The organism is Cellulomonas sp. HZM (genome assembly GCF_000708885.1).
Classification (GTDB): domain Bacteria; phylum Actinomycetota; class Actinomycetes; order Actinomycetales; family Cellulomonadaceae; genus Cellulomonas.
On record NZ_JEOE01000006.1, the window covers coordinates 85,579 to 103,238 of the forward strand.

Here is a 17,660-nt window from a genome sequence, read left to right on the forward strand (position 1 = left end):
TGTCACCCGCGAGCGACTCTACCCGTACACATGTTCGACGTCAGCGACACGCCGAGAAGACGTCTCAGCGACACGTCACAGGTCGTGCGCGTCGCCCGGCTCGAGCACCAGCGCCCGGCATCCCGGTGCCTCACGTGCGAGCGCGGCACCGAACGCCGGGCCTGCACGGTCCATCCACCCCGGGGGCAGTCGGCGCGACGCCGGTGCGTGCAGCGTCCCCCAGTGCACCGGGACAGCGGCGCGCGCACCCACCACGGCGCACGCACGCGCGGCCTGCACGGGATCCATGTGGCCGCCCGAGAGTCGCGGCCCCCACCCGCCCACGGGCACGAGCGCGAGATCGATGGCACCGCCCGCGAGCGCCGGCAGGTCCGCCATCGCCGCGAACGGCTCGGTGTCCCCCGCGAACCACACGCGCAGGCCCGGGGCGTCGACCAGGAAGCCGTTGGCCGCGTTGGGCCGGTGCGGCATCGGCCGGTGCCCGTGCACCGCGACGACGGGAGCGACGCGCACCGCGCCGACCTCCACCCAGCGCCCCGTCGCGACGCCCGTCGCGTGCGGCAGCCCGTGCGCGCGCAGCCACCTGGCGTTGGCCGGTGCCGTGAGCAGCGGGACGTCGCGCACGCGCTCGAGCGAGGCGAGCTCTGCGTGGTCGTGGTGCAGGTGCGAGAGCAGCACGGCATCCGGTCCCGCCCAGTGCTCGCGCGCGGGCGTCCGGCCCCGCCTCCGCAGCAGGCCCGCGTGCGCGCGCAGGAGCGGGTCGGTGAGCAGACGCTTCCCCGCGACGTCGAGGACGACGCTCGCGTGGCCGAGCCAGCGCACCCGTTCGGTCACGGCCGCAGCCCCTGCGCCGCGGCCCACCGCACGAGCTGGGCATGGACGCTCTCGGCACCGACGAGCATCGCCTCGTCGCCCACCTGCTCGCGCAGGTCGTCGGCGACGGGCCAGCCCACCGGGTGCAGGAGCATCGCGCGGTTCTGCGAGCCCCCGATGCCGCCGTGCGAGCCGACCTGCTCCTCGAACGCATGCACGTGCCCGCGCTCGTCGACGCGCGAGACGAGCAGCAGGTCGCCCGTGTGCGGGAGTCGCGCGGCACGTGCGAGGTCCGCCCGCCCGCGGGGTCCGTAGGCCAGGAGCGGGTCGTCGCCCTCGGCGGGCTCGTCGTCCTCGAGGCCGACGATCCCGCCCGCACCGATCGCCACCAGCCCGCGTGCGAGCGTGTCCACCACGACGACCCCGACGGTCGGCGTCGCGGCGAGCCCCGCGACCAGGCCGGGCCACCGCGCCTGGAGCTCCTCGAACCGCAGCCGCTGCGGGACCCGCGGGAACCAGACGAGGCCCAGGTTCCCCGAGCCGACGACGGCGACGTCCGGGACGTCGGCGCCGGTGCGGGCACGCGTCGCGTCGGGCGCGGCGACCGGCCCTAGGACGGCGTGCCTGCTGTCGAACGCCGAGCTGAGCAGCGCGTTCAGCGGCCCCCAGTCCTCCGACGAGACGGTCGTCACGCCGTCGGCGCCCGGCTCGCCCATCAGCGCCCGCACGTGATCGACCAGAGGGCGGCCCTCGAGCTGCTCGAACGTCGCGCCGAGGGTCTGCCCGTGGTCCGAGAGGACCACGATGCGGTAGGCGCGCGGCGCAGCGGCGACCGCCTGCTCGAGCGTGTGCAGCACGCGGTCGAGACCCTCGAGCGCACGCAGCGACTCCGGCCGCGTCGGGCCCGCGTGGTGCGCGATCTCGTCGTAGTCCACGAGGTCGACGTAGACGACCGGGTCCCCCCGCATGACCGACTCCGCCACCAGGGACGTCGACAGGTCACGCATCGCGACGTTCGTGACGCCGCGCAGCAGCACGTACCAGCCTCGGCGCGACATCCGCGGCTGCACCCCCCGCACGCGCTGGCGGCGGGCCTGGTACAGCTCCTTGACCATCTCCCCGATCGTCAGCGTGACCGCGCGCGCCAGCACGAAGGGGCTCGCGAAGAAGCGCAGGAAGTCCGGTCCGGGACCGAGACCCGCGGGGCTCCCGTCGGGGCCGCGGGCGCGCGTGCGGCTCATGACGACGTACGTCCGCGCGGCATCGCCGGAGAACATCGTCGACACCGTCGTGCCACCGCCCGCGAGCAGCCCCGCGCCGTCCGAGATGCGCGCCTCGACCAGCGCTGCGTCCGCCGGGTGGTTCGTCACGACGAGCCGCCCGAGGTCCCGGTCCCACCAGCGGAACGCAGGGATCTGCGACGAGTCGCCGTGCAGGATGCCCGCCTGGCTCGCGGGCGTCGTCGACGGCACGCGCGCCCACCACGTCTCGAGCGTGTGCGTGCCGTCGGTGAGCCACCGCTGCATCGTCGGGGTCAGGCCTGCCTCGATCGCCTCGGCCAGGACCGGCGCGCCGACGCCGTCGAGCTGCACCACCAGCATCCCCGGCGGGAGGGCGTCGGCGCCGGCTGCGGCGGCGCGCTCGTGCCTGGTCCGGCGACGGGCGCGACGCAGCACGTCGGCGACGACGTAGTCCGAGTCGTTCGCACCCCAGACCCACCGCCCCACGGCCATGACGAGCGCGGTCACGACGAGGACGAGCACGACCCCCCAGCCCGAGCTCACGCGGATGCCCGGCACGAGCGCGAGAGCGAGCCACGCGATGCCCACCTGGGCCGCGAGACCGGCGACGAGCGCCCCGCCCGCCCCCGCCGCACGTGCGAGCACGCGCAGAGGTGCCCGCAGGGCGAGGTCGCCGAGCGCGACGAGCGCGGCCGCACCGACGACCGCCACCCACGAGCGCGCACCGACCTCGTCGACGAGGGCGATCCCGGCCCCGAGCCCGAGCGCGGTGACGGCGAGGCTCAGCCCGGCGTCGGCGAGGTCGGCAAGGTCGGGCCGCCAGCGCGCGTCGACGGGCGGCGGGCCCGAGGCGGCTGAGCTTGTCGGGCTGGACGGGCTGGCCGGGCTGGACGGGTTGGACGGGCTGGCCGGGCTCGGCGTCGGCTCGGTCATGCGTCTCCTCGATGTGCGGGACGTGGGCTATCGGCGGGGCGGTGCCTGACGGTGCTCGTCGGTCCCCCACCGCTGCGGCTCGGGGATCTCGAGCGCGTCGCACAGCGCGTGCCACACCGTGCGCGGCTCGTCCCCGTCGTCGAGCGCCTGCTGGGCCGTGCGGTCCCCCAGGCCACCGACGACGAACGTGCGCACGAGCTCGCGCCCGTGGGCGCTGCCCAGGACCTCGTCGACCAGCTGCCAGAACTCTCGGAACCTCACGCCGCACAGCCTGCCACCCACGCACGACAGGTGCGGACGACTCCACGCGGCGCCGGCGCCCGCGGCACGTGTCGGTGCCTCCTGCGACGATGTGCGGGTGGTGCTCGACCGCTTCTCCGCGCCCGCCCGGGACTGGTTCTCGGGCGCGTTCGTCGCGCCCACCGCCGCGCAGGAGGGAGCGTGGGACGCGGTGGCGAGCGGAGACCACGCGCTGGTCGTCGCCCCGACCGGGTCCGGCAAGACGCTCGCCGCGTTCCTGTGGGCGCTGGACGACCTGCTCACGGGTGCCGTCCCCGACGACCCGCTGCAGCGGTGCCGCGTCGTCTACGTCTCGCCGCTCAAGGCGCTCGCCACCGACGTCGAGCGCAACCTGCGATCGCCGCTCGTCGGCATCGGCCAGGCCGCGACGAGGTCGGGCCTCGTGCTGCCCGAGGTCCGGGTCGGGATCCGTACCGGGGACACCCCGCCCGCCGAGCGGCGGGCGTTCGCGACGCGACCGCCGGACGTGCTCATCACGACGCCCGAGTCGCTCTACCTGGTGCTGACGTCGGGTGCTCGTGCCGGCCTCGCGGGCGTGCGCACGGTGATCGTCGACGAGATCCACGCGGTCGCGGGCACCAAGCGCGGCGCGCACCTCGCGCTCTCGCTCGAACGGCTCGACGCTCTCCTCGACCGTGAGGGAGGCCCCGGCCCCGCGCAGCGGATCGGGCTGTCGGCGACGGTCCGCCCGGTCGAGGCGGTCGCGCAGTTCCTCGCGGGCGAACGGTCACCGGCTTCCGGCGGTCGGCCCGTGCGCGTCGTGCAGCCGCCGTCGGACAAGCGCATCGAGGTCGACGTCGTCGTGCCCGTGCCGGACCTCACGGAGCTCGCGCGGCCCGCGGACGAGGAGGAGGGCGCGCCGCCCGTGCGCGCCTCGGTGTGGCCGCACGTCGAGGAACGCGTCGTCGACCTCGTCGCGGAGCACCGCTCGACGCTCGTGTTCACCAACTCCCGGCGCGGCGCCGAGCGGCTGACCGCCCGCATGAACGAGGTGTGGACCGCCCGCACGGGTGAGGACGTCCCGGAGCCCGGGGACCTGCACGCGGCAGCGGTCCCCGGCCAGTCAGGCACCGCCGTCGGGGTCGACACGCGGGACGCCGCGACGATCCTCGCGCGTGCCCATCACGGCTCGATGAGCCGCGCGGAGCGCACGCGCACCGAGTCGGAGCTCAAGGCAGGCCGGCTGCCCGCGGTCGTCGCGACGAGCTCGCTCGAGCTCGGGATCGACATGGGCGCGGTCGACCTCGTGGTCCAGGTCGGCGCACCGCCGTCCGTCGCCTCGGGTCTCCAGCGCGTCGGGCGCGCCGGGCACCAGGTGGGAGCCGTGTCGCGCGGTGTCGTGTTCCCCACGTTCCGGGGCGAGCTGGTCCCGGCAGCGGTCACGGCCGAGCGGATGCGCGCGGGCAGCCTCGAGGCGCTCCACGTCCCGCGCAACCCGCTCGACGTCCTGGCGCAGCAGGTCGTGGCGATGGTCGCGGTCGAGGACTGGACGGTCGACGAGCTCGCGGCCGTGGTGCGGCGCGCGGCATCGTTCGCGACCCTGGGCGACGGGACGCTGCGGGCCGTGCTGGACATGCTCGCCGGGCGCTACCCGAGCGAGGAGTTCGCCGAGCTGCGGCCGCGCATCGTGTGGGACCGCGTGACCGACGTGCTCAGCGCTCGGCCCGGCGCACTGCGGCTCGCGGTGACGAGCGGCGGAACGATCCCGGACCGCGGGATGTACGGCGTCTTCCTCGCGGGCGACGCGACGACGAGCGACGTGCCCGTCGACCCGGAGACCACGGGCGGTCGCGTACGCGGTGGCAAGCGTGTGGGCGAGCTCGACGAGGAGATGGTCTACGAGTCGCGTGCGGGCGACACGTTCACGCTCGGGTCGAGCACGTGGCGCATCGAGGAGATCACCCCCGACCGGGTCCTGGTGTCCCCCGCCCCCGGGTTGCCCGGGCGGCTGCCCTTCTGGAAGGGCGACGCGCCGGGACGCCCCGCCGAGCTGGGCCGGGCCATGGGTGGCTGGGTGCGCTCGGTGGTGGACCAGGACGACGACGGCGCGCGCGCGACCGTCGAGGCCGCGGGGCTCGACGCCTGGGCGGCCGACAACCTCCTGACGTACCTGCGCGAGCAGCGGGCCGCGACGGGCACGGTGCCGTCGGAGACCACGCTGGTGCTCGAGCGGTTCCGCGACGAGCTGGGCGACTGGCGGATCGTGCTGCACTCGCCCTACGGCGCGCGCGTGCACGCACCGTGGGCGATCGTCGTCGGCGCACGGCTGCGCGAGCGCTACGGCGTGGACGCCGCGGCGATGCACTCCGACGACGGCATCGTGCTACGGCTGCCGGACGTGCTCGACGCCGCCACGGGCTGGTCCGACGAGCCCGTGCTCGACGACGCGGGCGGCCCCTCGGTGGGGATCGCCGACCTGCTCGTCGACCCTGACGAGGTCGTCGACGCCGTGCGCGCCGAGCTCGGCTCGTCGGCCATGTTCGGCGCACGGTTCCGCGAGGCGGCCGGGCGTGCGCTGCTGCTCCCGCGGCGACGGCCGGACCGGCGCCAGCCCCTGTGGCAGCAGCGCCAGCGCTCGGCACAGCTGCTCTCGGTCGCGGCGCAGTACCCCGACTTCCCGATCCTGCTCGAGGCCGTCCGCGAGTGCCTGCAGGACGACTTCGACATCGATGCCCTCACCGAGCTGATGCGCGACGTCGCCCAGGGCCGGGTCAAGGTCGTCGAGGTCACCACGAGCCAGCCCTCGCCGTTCGCGCAGACGCTCCTGTTCGGGTACACCGCCCAGTTCCTGTACGACGGGGACGCGCCGCTCGCCGAGCGACGCGCGGCCGCGCTCACGCTCGACCCGACGCTGCTCGCCGAGCTTCTCGGCCAGGGCGGCGAGTCCCAGCTCGCGGACCTGCTGGACCCCGACGAGGTCGTGCGCACCGAGGCGCAGCTGTCAGGCCGCTCGACCGACCGCCAGGCGGGCACGCTCGAGCAGCTCGCCGACGCCGTCCGACGCCACGGTCCGCTCCCCGCGCGTGAGCTCGCCCAGCGCGTGCAGCCCGAGGTCCGCGAGCACGTCGAGGCGTGGCTCGACGAGCTCGAGCGTTCGCGGCGCGTGATCCGCGTGCGGCTGGGCGGCGTCCCCGCGGAGCGGTCCGAGCAGTGGGCCGCGATCGAGGACGCCGGCCGGCTGCGCGACGCGCTCGGCGTCGCGCTCCCCGTCGGTGTCCCGGAGGCGTTCACGGAGGTCGTGCCCGATCCCGTGGGCGACCTGCTGCGCCGCTACGCGCGCACGCACGGCCCGTTCGCGGCGGCTCAGGCGGCCGAGCACCACGGCTGGGGCGTCGCGGTGGTGACCGAGTCGCTGCGTCGGCTCGAGCGCTCGGGGGTGCTGGTCCAGGGCAGGCTCAGGCCGGACGTGCTGGGCGGCACGGGCGACGAGTTCTGCGACGCCGAGGTGCTGCGCACGCTGCGTCGCCGCTCGCTCGCGGCGCTGCGCTCGCAGGTCGAGCCGGTCGACCCCGCGACGCTCGGGGTGTTCCTGCCCCGGTGGCACGGGGTGCGGCCCGTCACGGGTGCCGTCCGCTCGTCCGCCGGGTCGGCGCTGCGGGGAGTGGACGGCGTCGCGCGGGTCGTCGAGCAGCTCGCGGGCTACCCCGTGCCGGCGTCCGCGCTCGAGCAGCTGGTGCTGCCCGCGCGCGTCGCCGACTACTCGCCCGCGATGCTCGACGAGCTGACGGCCGCCGGTGAGGTGCTGTGGGCCGGGCACTCGGCCCTCGCAGGGCACGACGGCCTGGTGTCGCTCCACCCGACCGCCGTCGCCGACCTCACGCTTCCGGCGCCGGGCGGCGACGAGCGCGGCGTGGACGTGTCGACGCCGCTGCACCGCGCGGTGCTCGCCGCCCTCGACGGAGGCGGTGCATGGTTCGTCGGACCGCTCACGCAGCGCGTGCGTGAGCAGCTCGCGGTCGCGTCCGACGGGGCCCGGTTCGACGCCGTGCCTGACGCGGGACCTCACGCTGGGCCCGGCTCCGAGGTCGACGCCGGGCCGGCTCGGGGCCCGGCGGGCGCCGTGTCCAGCGTCGACGTCGCGGGCGCCCTGTGGCACCTGGTGTGGGCGGGACTCGTGACCAACGACAGCCTCGCACCGCTGCGCGCATGGCTCGGCACGGGATCGACCGCGCACCGCACCCGTCCGGCCGCGCCCCGCCAGCGCGCCGTGCGCCCGCGGCTCGGGCTGCGCGCGGCGGCGCGTGTCGCCGCGGCGACGGACCCGGCGGGCGGCGCCGCGGGCGGCCGCTGGTCGCTGCTGCCCGCGCGCGAGCCCGACCCGACGCTGCGCGCCCATGCCGCCGCCGCGCAGCTGCTGGACCGGCACGGGGTGCTCACGCGCGCCGTGGCTCCGTCCGAGGGGCTCGGAGGCCGCTTCACGGACGTCTACCGGGTCCTGGCCGCGCTCGAGCAGGCCGGCCAGGTGCGGCGCGGGTACTTCGTCGAGCGGCTCGGCGGATCGCAGTTCGCCCTGCCTGGTGCCGTTGACCGCCTCCGCGTCGACGCCCAGCTGGTCGAGGCCGCGGCCCGACGGGCCGCGGACGCACGGGCATACGACGCGGCGCCCGGGCACAGCGGCTCGTGGGACAACAGCGCGTCGGACGGCGGCGCATGGGACGGCGGTTCATGGGACTCGACGACCGGCCCGGACGCGTCTCGTGCGGGTGGGCCCTTCGGGGCCGCCCCCGCGGTCGGCGTCGGGCCGGGGTCCGCCGAGCCGTCGTACGAGGTGGTCCTCGCGGCCACCGATCCCGCGAACCCGTACGGTGCGGCGCTCGCGTGGCCCGAACCGCCGCGCGACCGGACCGCCGACGCACCCCGCCACCGCCCGGGACGCAAGGCCGGTGCGCTCGTCGTGCTGGTCGACGGCGTCCTCGTCCTCTACGTCGAGCGTGGTGGCCGCACCGCGCTCACGTTCACCGACGACGACGCACCGCTCTCGGCCGCGGCCGACGCGCTCGCGGCAACGGTCCGCGCCGGACGCGTCGGGCGGATCACGATCGCGCGGATCGATGGGACCGAGGTCCTCGCGGGAGGAGCGGCGCGCGGGACGCTCGGCCGGGCGTTGACCTCCGCCGGGTTCACCACGACACCGCGCGGCATGCGCCTGGGCCCGACGTGAGGGACAGCGTCGTGAGGGGCACCGTCGTGAGGGGCACCGTGGTGCGGCGCACGGGGGCGACGGATGCCTGAGGGCGACGTGCTGCGCCGGACCGCCGGGATGCTGGACCGCACGCTGGCCGGGCGCGCGCTGGTACGAGCGGAGCTGCGCTGGCCCACGCTCGCGACCGCCGACCTCACCGGAGCGACGGTGCTCGGGACACGCCCCTACGGCAAGCACCTGCTGACGCGGCTCGACGACGGGCGCACGCTGCACACGCACCTGCGCATGGACGGCACGTGGCGTTCGGCACCGACGGGGTCGCCGCGTGCCGCGGCGAGGTCCCCGCAGGTCCGTGCCGTGCTGGCCAACGACACCTGGACGGCGTTCGGCCGACTGCTCGGGATGATGGACCTGGTTCCGACCCGTCAGGAGCACACGCTCGTCGGCCACCTGGGGCCGGACCTCCTGGACGACGTGGTCGACGTCGAGGAGATCCTGCGCCGCTGGTCGGCCGCCGGACCGACGCCCGTCGCGGAGGTCCTCCTCGACCAACGGGTCGCCGCGGGGCTCGGCACGATCTACACCGCGGAGTCACTCTTCGCGGAGCGCATCTGGCCGTGGACCCCGGCGGACCAGGTCACCGATCCCGCGCGGCTCCTGCTGGTGGCGCGCCGCCAGATGCAGCGCTCGGTCCTGGCCGACGAGCGCCCCGAGAAGGTCCACGCCAGGCTGCGTCGGCCGTGCGTGCGGTGCGGCACGCCGATCGCGGTGGGTCAGGCTCGCCGGCCGCCGCAGGAGCGCCCGATCTTCTACTGCCCGAGGTGCCAGCGCCGGCCGTCCCCCTGAGCCGTTCCGGCGGGGTCCAGGCCGGGCGCGCAGCCGGGGCCGGAACGACGGACGGGCCGCCGACCACACAGGTCGACGGCCCGTCCGAGGAGACTGCGTCCGGCAGACGCCCGCGCTCAGCCGATCGGCGCGAGCTCCGCGCGTGTGCGCGCCCAACCGGCGTCGATCACGCCGTCGAGCGATGCCGCGAGGTCCACCGGCACGGTGTCGGGGATCAGGAGCCCCTCGGCCACCGCGACCCGGTCGCTCACCTCGCGCAGCACGAGCGACATGGGGACGTCGAGCGCCTCGCAGATGCTGTGCAGCAGCTCCGACGACGCTTCCTTCTGACCGCGCTCGACCTCGCTCAGGTATCCGAGCGAGACGCGTGCGGCCGACGAGACCTCTCGCAGGGTCCGCCCTTGACGCTGCCGCGCATCCCGCAGCACGTCGCCGATCTCTCGACGGAGTACGACCATCGGGGCTCCCCCTCTCGCGACTGCTCGACCTTCATCACGTGCACCGACGCCGGCCACGTCACCGCTCGTCGCGGCACCACGCCGACCGTGCATGCCTACCACGGCTGTGTCACCGTACCTTGCACCACCGACACGACGCTGTGCGGGCCGAGCCGGCGGTCGGGTTGTCATCACGGACCTAGCAACGACGCGGCAGGCCAGTGTGTTCCCGTGCGCGGTGGCGGCCGGGACGCAGGCACGAGATCTTCACCCGCGCCCCGCCGCACGGACGTACGGCCGTCCGGGTGACCTCATGCCTCGCGGGTGCCGACGACGTCGAGCGCGAGCTGCAGCACGGCGTCGGTCGCGGCCGCCCTGACGTCGTCGCGCGTGCCGACGACGACCAGGCCGCGGTGCGCGTCCGTCGTCGGGTCGCCCGCACGTGCCGTGACGTGCACGGCGACGTGCACGGTGCCCGCATCGTGCCCGTCGGCCGGTCCCGGTCCCGCGACGCCGGTCGTCGCGAGGCCCACGTCGGCACCCAGCACCACCGCGACGCCGCGGGCCATCTGGGCCGCGACCTCCGGGTGGACGGGTCCGTGCCGGTCGAGCAGGTCGCGGTCGACGGCGAGCACGGTCGCCTTGAGGTCGGTCGCGTAGGCGACGACTCCACCGCGCAGCACGGTCGACGCGCCCGGGACGTCGACGAGGCGGGCGGTGACCAGCCCGCCCGTGAGCGACTCGGCCACGGCGAGCGTCAGCCCACGCACCCGCAGCGCGTCGAGCAGCACGTGCGCGCGCTCGGCCGCCGTGTCGGGCGCTTCGCCTCGCACGTCGCGTCAGACCTCGGGCGGCACGGTGACGGCCGTCCGGCGGATGCGTGCCGCGGTCCGCAGGTAGTCGACCCCGGTGACCACGGTGACCACCACAGCCGCGACCATCGAGACCACAGCCACCACGTGGACCCAGCCGGGCAGCGCGTCCCACGGCAGCACGTACAGCCCGATCGCGAACGACTGCAGGACCGTCTTGACCTTGCCCCCGCGCGAGGCCGGCAGGACGAGGTAGCGCAGGAGCCGCAGCCGCATGACGGTGATGCCCAGCTCGCGCACGAGGATCACGACGGTGACCCACCACCACAGGTCGCCCAGCCAGGACAGCAGGACCAGTGCGGTGCCCATGAGCAGCTTGTCGGCGATCGGGTCCAGAAGCTTGCCGAGATCCGTGATCGACCCCGTGCGCCGGGCCCACCAGCCGTCGACGCGGTCCGTGACGGCGGCGACGAGGAAGATGCCGGCGGCGACGAGGCGGCCGGTGGTGCTGTGCCCACCGTCGACGAGCATGGCCCACGCGAAGAACGGCACGAGCGCGATGCGCAGCATCGTCAGGAGGTTCGCGGCGTTCCACACCGAGGGCGATTCGGGGGTGGTCACGCCCACAGCCTAGAATCCCCGCGGCTCTCCTTCGACGAAAGGCCCCATGTGACGCGTCACGTCCGCCGGCACCGCCGGTCGCGACTCGTCGCGTCCCTGGCCACGCTCGCCCTCGTCCTGGCCGTCGTCGGCGGCATCGCCGTCGCCCTGCGTCCCGCCGCGACCGACGCCGCGCTGCCGTCGCCCGGTGCCCGACCGCAGGTCCCGAGCGCGACGAGCACGGCGACGCCGGACGAGACGCCGACGGTCGCACCGACGCCCGAGCCCGACGCGCAGCTCACGATCGTCGCCGCGGGTGACGTGCTGCCGCACCTCCCCGTGGACGCATCGGCCCGGACGGCGAACGGCTACGACTTCGGCAAGCTCCTCGCGGGCATGGACGACTGGGTGGCGGGCGCGGACCTCGCGCTGTGCCACATGGAGGTGCCGATCGCGCCCGCGGGCAAGAAGCCGTCGGGGTACCCGCTGTTCGGCGCGCCGAAGCAGATCGCGCAGGCGCTCAAGGACCAGGGCTGGGACGGCTGCTCGACCGCGTCGAACCACTCGGTGGACCGCGGGTTCGCGGGCATCACGGCGACGCTCGACGCGTTCGACGCCGTCGGCCTGGGCCACGCCGGGACGGCACGCACCGCGAAGGAGGCGGCGCAGCCACAGCTCTACCGGCTCGAGCGCGCCGGGCAGACGATCACGGTCGCGCACATCGCGGCCGCCTACGGGACCAACGGCATGCCGATCGACGCCGACAAGCCGTGGTCGGTCGAGCTCATCGACGTGCCGACGATGGTCGAGCAGGCCAAGGAGGCCCGTGCCGCGGGTGCGGACCTCGTGGTCGCGAGCGTGCACTGCTGCGTCGAGTACCAGACGCAGCCCACTGCGGAGCAGGAGCAGATCGACCAGCAGCTCGCCGACTCGGGCGAGATCGACCTGGTCATCGGCCACCACGCGCACGTGCCGCAGCCGGTCGCGCGCCTGCAGGGCGGCCCGGACGGTCGCGGCATGTGGGTGGCCTACGGCCTCGGCAACTTCGTGTCGAACCAGGACGCGGCGTGCTGCGTCCCGGAGACCGACTCGGGGATCTTCCTCACGGCGCACGTCGTGAGCCCCGCCGCCGATCCCGCCACTGGCGCGAAGGCCGGACCGGCGCGCATCGACATGGTGGAGTGGACCGGGGTCACGGTGGACCGCCTGGGCGGGCACCGCGTGCATGCGCTCCCGGACATCACCGACGGGGTGGGCAAGCTGTCGGCCAAGCAGGTCGCGCAGCGTGAGGGACGCGTCGCGAAGGCCGCGGGGCACGAGGCCCCCGAGCGCACGATCCCCGTGACGCCGACCGGACCGGCGCCCGTCGTCGTCATGCGGAAGGGCTGACCGCCAGCACGCTCTGCGCGGGCTGCGCGCTGCCGAACAGCCAGCCCTGCCCGTACCGCCAGCCGTTGCGGTGCAGGAAGTCCGCCTGCTCCATGTGCTCGATGCCCTCCGCGATCGTCACCATCGCGAGCTCACGCGCGAGCGCACCGAGCGCGCGGGCGACCTTGCCCGCGGTGGGGTCGTCGGGGATCCCTGACGTGAACGACATGTCGAGCTTCACGCCCGCGACCGGCAGGTCGCGCAGGTAGGACAGCGGCGACTGGCCGGTGCCGAAGTCGTCCAGGAGCACCGGCACGCCGGCGGCGGAGAGCTGCGTGAGCTCGTGCCGGATGCGCGTGCCGGACGCGACGAGCGACGTCTCGGTCAGCTCGACGACGATCCGTCCCGCCATGACGCGGTGCCGCGAGATCTCGGCGAGCAGCGTCGTCGCGAACTCGCCGTCGCCGAGCTGGTCGGCGGACACGTTGACCGACACCCACTTCGTCGGGTCGGGCATGCGCGCGACGGTCTCGACGACCTGCCGTGCGACGTGCTGGCCGAGCTGGACCGCGAGCCCGCCCTCCTGCGCGAGCGGCAGGAACGCCTGCGGGAGCAGCAGCCCGCGGTACGGGTGGTGCCAGCGCACGAGCGCCTCGTACCCGACGACGCGCGCGTCGCCCAGGTCGACGATCGGCTGGTAGTGGGCGACGAGCTCGCCGGCCTCGAGCGCGCCCGCGAGCTCGCTCTGCAGCCCGGCGCCGGAGATGTGGCTCATCGTGGGGTCGTACACCTCGGTGCGGCCCCGCCCTGCGGCCTTGGCGCGGTAGAGCGCGGCGTCCGCGGCCGCGAGCATCGCCGGCGCTCCCCCGTCGGCCATGTCCGGGTCCGCCAGCGCGATGCCGATGCTCGCGGCGACCGCGAGCCGGCGGCGCGCGACGCGCACGGGCTCCTGCAGTCCGGCGTGGATCGCGGCGGCGACCTCGAACACGGCCTTCGGGCCGTCGATGTCCTGCACGACGACGACGAACTCGTCGCCGCCGAGCCGCGCGACCGTCCCGCGCCGGGCGGTCGCGGCCCGCAGCACGCCGGCGACGTGCACGAGGACCTCGTCGCCCGCAGCGTGCCCGTAGCGGTCGTTGATCTCCTTGAAGCCGTCGAGGTCGCACGCGAGCACCGCGACGCGGTCGACCACGCCGGGCTGCTCGAGCACGGACTGCAGCACCTCCTGCAGCAGCGTGCGGTTCGCGAGGCCCGTCAGCGGGTCGTGCATCGCGCGGTGCGTGAGCATCTCGGCCTGCAGCCGCGACTCGGTGGAGTCGCGCACCTGGACGACGAAGTGGTCGGGCGCTCCGGTGGGCGTGCGCACGAGGGCGGCATCGAGCACGACCCACACGAGGTGCCCGTCGGCGCGCTGGTAGCGCTTCTCGAGCGAGAACCGGTGCTGGCTGCCCTGCAGGAGCCGCTCGACCTCCTCGCGCTCGGCGTCACGCGTCTCGGGCGTCCCCAGGTCGGCCATCGGGTAGCCACGCAGCGCCGCGACGCTCGTGCCCAGGAGCTCGGCGAGCGCGGCGTTGGCTTCGACGACACGCCACTCGAGGTCGACGAGCGCCATGCCGATCGGCGCGTTCTCCATCGCGACCCGGAACTGCGTCTCGCTGCGCGACAGCGCGGCCTCGACCTCGCGTCGGCCCGTGACGTCGACCAGGGTCGTCAGCACGGCCGGCTGCTCGCCGTCGCCGGCAGGCACCAGCTGGCTGGACACCTGCACCATGCGCGCCTGGCCCTGCGCCCCTCCGGGCAGTGCGATGCCGACGAGCTCGGAATCGACCGTGAAGCCCGAGTGCCCCGTGCCCGTGCGGTGGCCGAGCACCGCGGCGGGGTTCATCGCGAGACCCGCCTCGTTGACCAGGACGATCGGCAGGTCCGTGAGCTGACGCCCGTTCGACGACGCCACCTCGAGGCCGAGGATCGCCGCGGCCCGCTCCGACATGTCGAGCACCTTGCCGGTGAGCGACGAGACGAGCGCGCCCTCCTTGGTCACCGACTGGAGCGCGTCGTACCGGTGCCGCAGCTCGCGGGACAGCGCGAGCGCCTCGTTCGCGCGCCGCACCTCGCGCCGCTGCCGCGCCATCAGGACGAGCACCGCGAGCAGCGCCACCACCGCGATCGCGCCGATGACGGTCGTCACCGTGCTGACCGTGTCGGACACCGCGACGTGCGGCGTGAGCGACGTGCTCGGCGGCTGCGACGACCGGGCGGCGCCCGTCGCGACGAGGTCGTTCACCGGCCCGCGCCGGACCAGCCGGCGTCGTCCCCCTCGTCGTCGTCGAAGTAGTCCGTCGCGACGGGCGGGTCGCCGGGCATGCCCTCGTCCGCCCCGGGCTCGCCACGCAGCATCGCGAGCGTGCCCGGCAGGTCGTCGGGCTGCACGAGCACCTCACGCGCCTTGGAACCCTCGGACGGGCCGACGATCTCGCGCGACTCGAGCAGGTCCATGAGCCGCCCCGCCTTGGCGAAGCCGACGCGCAGCTTGCGCTGCAGCATCGACGTCGACCCGAACTGCGAGGTCACGACGAGCTCGGCGGCCTGCAGGAGCAGGTCCAGGTCGTCGCCGATGTCCTCGTCGACCTGCTTCTTCGCCGCCGCGACCGCAACGTCCTGCCGGTACACGGGCTTGAGCTGCTTCTTGACGTGCTCGACGACCGCGTGGATCTCGGACTCGGCGACCCAGGCGCCCTGCGTGCGCATCGGCTTGGCGGCGCCCATCGGCAGGAACAGCGCGTCGCCCTGCCCGATGAGCTTCTCCGCACCGGGCTGGTCGAGCACCACGCGGGAGTCGGTGAGCGAGCTCGTCGCGAAGGCGAGCCGCGACGGGACGTTGGCCTTGATGAGACCGGTGACGACGTCGACCGACGGGCGCTGGGTCGCGAGCACCAGGTGGATGCCCGCGGCGCGTGCGAGCTGCGTGATGCGCTGGATCGAGGCCTCGACGTCGCGCGGCGCGACCATCATCAGGTCCGCGAGCTCGTCGACGATCACGAGCAGGTAGGGGTAGGTCGCGATCTTGCGCTCCGAGCCGGGCAGCGGCTTGACCTTGCCGGCCCGCACCGCGACGTTGAAGTCGTCGACGTGCTTGAACCCGAACATCGCGAGGTCGTCGTACCGCGCCTCCATCTCCCGCACGACCCACTCGAGCGCCTCGGCGGCCTTCTTGGGGTTCGTGATGATCGGCGTGATGAGGTGCGGGATGCCCTCGTAGATCGTCAGCTCGACGCGCTTGGGGTCGACGAGCACCATGCGGACCTCGTCGGGCGTCGAGCGCATGAGGATCGAGACGATCATCGAGTTGACGAAGCTGGACTTGCCCGCGCCGGTCGCGCCCGCGACGAGCAGGTGCGGCATCTTGGCGAGGTTCGCCGTGACGTAGCCGCCCTCGACGTCCTTGCCCACGCCGATGACCATCGGGTGGTCGGAGCGCTTCGCGGCCGCGGACCGCAGCACGTCCCCGAGCGCGACCGTCTCGCGGTCGGTGTTGGGGATCTCGATGCCGATCGCCGACTTGCCGGGGATGGGCGACAGGATGCGCACGTCCGCGCTGGCCACCGCGTACGCGATGTTCTTGCTCAGCGCCGTGACGCGCTCGACCTTGGTGCCCGAGCCGAGCTCGACCTCGTAGCGCGTGACCGTCGGACCGCGCGTGAAGCCCGTGACCTGGGCGTTGATCTCGAACTGCTCGAGCACGTTGGTGAGCGCCTCGACGACGCGGTCGTTGGCGGCCGAGCGCACCTTGTGCGGCGCACCCTTCGCGAGCGAGTCCTCCGAGGGCAGCGTGTACAGGACGTCGCCCTCGAGCATCGGCTGCTCACCGCGTGGGACGGGCGTCGTGGGGGGCGCGGCCAGCGGGGCCGACGAGCCGCCGGTGCGCTCACGCTCCTCCAGCACGGCCGTCGGGACGGTGTCGGGCGCGGGCTCGAGCACCGTCGTCTCGTCGTCGGGCGCGACCGTCGCGGCGCGCACGAACGCCTCGTCGCCGTCGTACCCGTCGAGGCGGTCCTCGTCGGGCTCGTCGACGTCGCTCGCGCGCTCGGGCTTGCGCCGCAGGAGCCCGCGGCGCTTGCGAGGGGCGGGCTCCTCGTCGTCGTCGAACGCCGTGTGACCCGCGTTGATGACGAGCGGTGCGTCGTCGTCCTCGCCGTCCTCGGCCACGCCGTCGGCGTCGTGGTGAGCGCCCGTGAGGCGGTGGTAGCCGCTGCGCAGGCGCGGGACCACCTGGTGCACGGGGGTCGCGGTCACGACGAGCACGCCGAAGAACGCGAGCAGGAGCAGCAGGATCACGGCCACGGGTGCGGTGAGCAGGCTCGCGAGCGGGTTGCCGACCGCGTAGCCGACGATGCCACCCGCCTCGCGCAGCGCGGGGAAGTCGTCGGTCCCGGGCATGCCCTTCGAGATCTGCACGATGCCGCAGACGGCGAGCAGGATCGCGCCCAGGCCGATGCCCATGCGACCGTTCGCCTGGACGCGCTCGGGGTGCCGCATGAGGCGCACCGCGATCATGAGCAGCAGCACGGGGACGACGACCCCGACGACGCCGAACGTGCCCGCGACCACCGAGTGGACCGCGTCGCCGGCCGTGCCGCTCAGCGCCCACCACTCGCGCGCGGCGACCACGACCGCCAGGCCGAGCAGCGCGAACGCGACGCCGTCGCGACGGTGCGCGGGATCGAGGTCGCGAGCGCCGTGACCCATGCGACGTGCGGTGCCGCCGATGAGGTGCGCGCAGCCCATCCAGACGCCCTTGACCATCCGCACGGGCAGCGCGGGACGCGCGGGGGGTGCGGGCTTGCGGTTCTGGGGGCGGCTCGACGCGCCGCGCGGGGCCGCGGGCTTGGAGGTGGGCTTCGACGTGGGCTTGGAGCTCGACCGGGGCGCCGCGGGGGCGGCGCTCCTGCCGGACGAGCGCGACGACGACGCCGTGGACCGAGCGCCGGGGCGGGCGCCTGAGGAGGACGTACGAGTCGCCATGGTCCTCAAGGTAGCCCGGCGGCATCCGCACGTCCGCGAGCGCCGGTGCGTGTCGCTGCGCGAGGGGCTGCAGCGCGCCGCCACGCGTCGGCACGCGCGCGCGACGCGCCGGGGCTCGATCTCCGCCGTCCCATCCGTCCGGATC

The 17,660-nt window shown here is 74.8% G+C and carries 11 protein-coding genes; 3 read left to right on the plus strand and 8 right to left on the minus strand.

What is annotated here, in order from left to right:
• Window positions 1-75 precede the first annotated feature (75 nt).
• Genes AW16_RS0105545 through AW16_RS0105555 form a run of 3 tightly spaced genes read right to left on the minus strand, consistent with a single transcriptional unit; the run spans window position 76 to window position 3,248 of the window.
• The gene (locus tag AW16_RS0105545) at window positions 76-834 is read right to left on the minus strand and encodes an MBL fold metallo-hydrolase (RefSeq protein WP_029288829.1); all 759 of its coding nucleotides are present in this window, start codon (window positions 832-834) and stop codon (window positions 76-78) included.
• Window positions 831-2,987, minus strand: coding sequence for an alkaline phosphatase family protein (locus tag AW16_RS0105550; RefSeq protein WP_081861471.1), 2,157 nt, complete (start codon window positions 2,985-2,987; stop codon window positions 831-833). Before AW16_RS0105550 ends, AW16_RS0105545 begins: the two co-directional genes overlap by 4 nt.
• Before the next feature lie 27 nt (window positions 2,988-3,014).
• On the minus strand, window positions 3,015-3,248 hold the full coding sequence (locus AW16_RS0105555) for a DUF3046 domain-containing protein (protein WP_029288835.1): 234 nt from the start codon (window positions 3,246-3,248) through the stop codon (window positions 3,015-3,017).
• Window positions 3,249-3,345: 97 nt separating this feature from the next.
• On the opposite strand from AW16_RS0105555, the gene AW16_RS0105560 reads away from it, so the two are divergent.
• Both AW16_RS0105560 and AW16_RS0105565 read left to right on the plus strand, forming a co-directional pair.
• Window positions 3,346-8,448, plus strand: a complete 5,103-nt coding sequence (locus AW16_RS0105560; protein ID WP_029288836.1) for an ATP-dependent helicase — start codon at window positions 3,346-3,348, stop codon at window positions 8,446-8,448.
• Window positions 8,449-8,511: 63 nt separating this feature from the next.
• Window positions 8,512-9,276, plus strand: a complete 765-nt coding sequence (locus AW16_RS0105565; RefSeq protein ID WP_029288837.1) for a DNA-formamidopyrimidine glycosylase family protein — start codon at window positions 8,512-8,514, stop codon at window positions 9,274-9,276.
• A 116-nt stretch (window positions 9,277-9,392) separates the two neighbouring features.
• Here AW16_RS0105565 and AW16_RS0105570 read toward each other — a convergent pair whose 3' ends face one another.
• From AW16_RS0105570 to pgsA, 3 genes are all read right to left on the minus strand, one after another.
• On the minus strand, window positions 9,393-9,734 hold the full coding sequence (locus AW16_RS0105570) for a helix-turn-helix domain-containing protein (protein ID WP_029288838.1): 342 nt from the start codon (window positions 9,732-9,734) through the stop codon (window positions 9,393-9,395).
• A gap of 290 nt (window positions 9,735-10,024) precedes the next feature.
• On the minus strand, window positions 10,025-10,546 hold the full coding sequence (locus AW16_RS0105575; protein ID WP_029288839.1) for a CinA family protein: 522 nt from the start codon (window positions 10,544-10,546) through the stop codon (window positions 10,025-10,027).
• A 6-nt stretch (window positions 10,547-10,552) separates the two neighbouring features.
• The gene (gene pgsA / locus AW16_RS0105580) at window positions 10,553-11,095 is read right to left on the minus strand and encodes a CDP-diacylglycerol--glycerol-3-phosphate 3-phosphatidyltransferase (protein WP_051681697.1); all 543 of its coding nucleotides are present in this window, start codon (window positions 11,093-11,095) and stop codon (window positions 10,553-10,555) included.
• A 99-nt stretch (window positions 11,096-11,194) separates the two neighbouring features.
• Here pgsA and AW16_RS0105585 point away from each other — a divergent pair, with 99 nt between their 5' ends.
• A complete protein-coding gene (locus AW16_RS0105585; RefSeq protein ID WP_029288842.1) occupies window positions 11,195-12,514 on the plus strand; it encodes a CapA family protein in 1,320 nt (439 codons plus the stop codon).
• Here the strand turns inward: AW16_RS0105585 and AW16_RS0105590 are convergent.
• Window positions 12,498-14,777, minus strand: coding sequence for a bifunctional diguanylate cyclase/phosphodiesterase (locus tag AW16_RS0105590; protein WP_081861473.1), 2,280 nt, complete (start codon window positions 14,775-14,777; stop codon window positions 12,498-12,500). The two genes, AW16_RS0105585 and AW16_RS0105590, sit on opposite strands and share 17 nt — an antisense overlap.
• Window positions 14,774-17,515 carry a DNA translocase FtsK gene (locus AW16_RS0105595; RefSeq protein ID WP_081861474.1) on the minus strand — a complete coding sequence of 914 codons (2,742 nt, stop codon included), beginning with the start codon at window positions 17,513-17,515 and terminating at the stop codon, window positions 14,774-14,776. Before AW16_RS0105595 ends, AW16_RS0105590 begins: the two co-directional genes overlap by 4 nt.
• Between the last annotated feature and the right edge of the window lie 145 nt (window positions 17,516-17,660).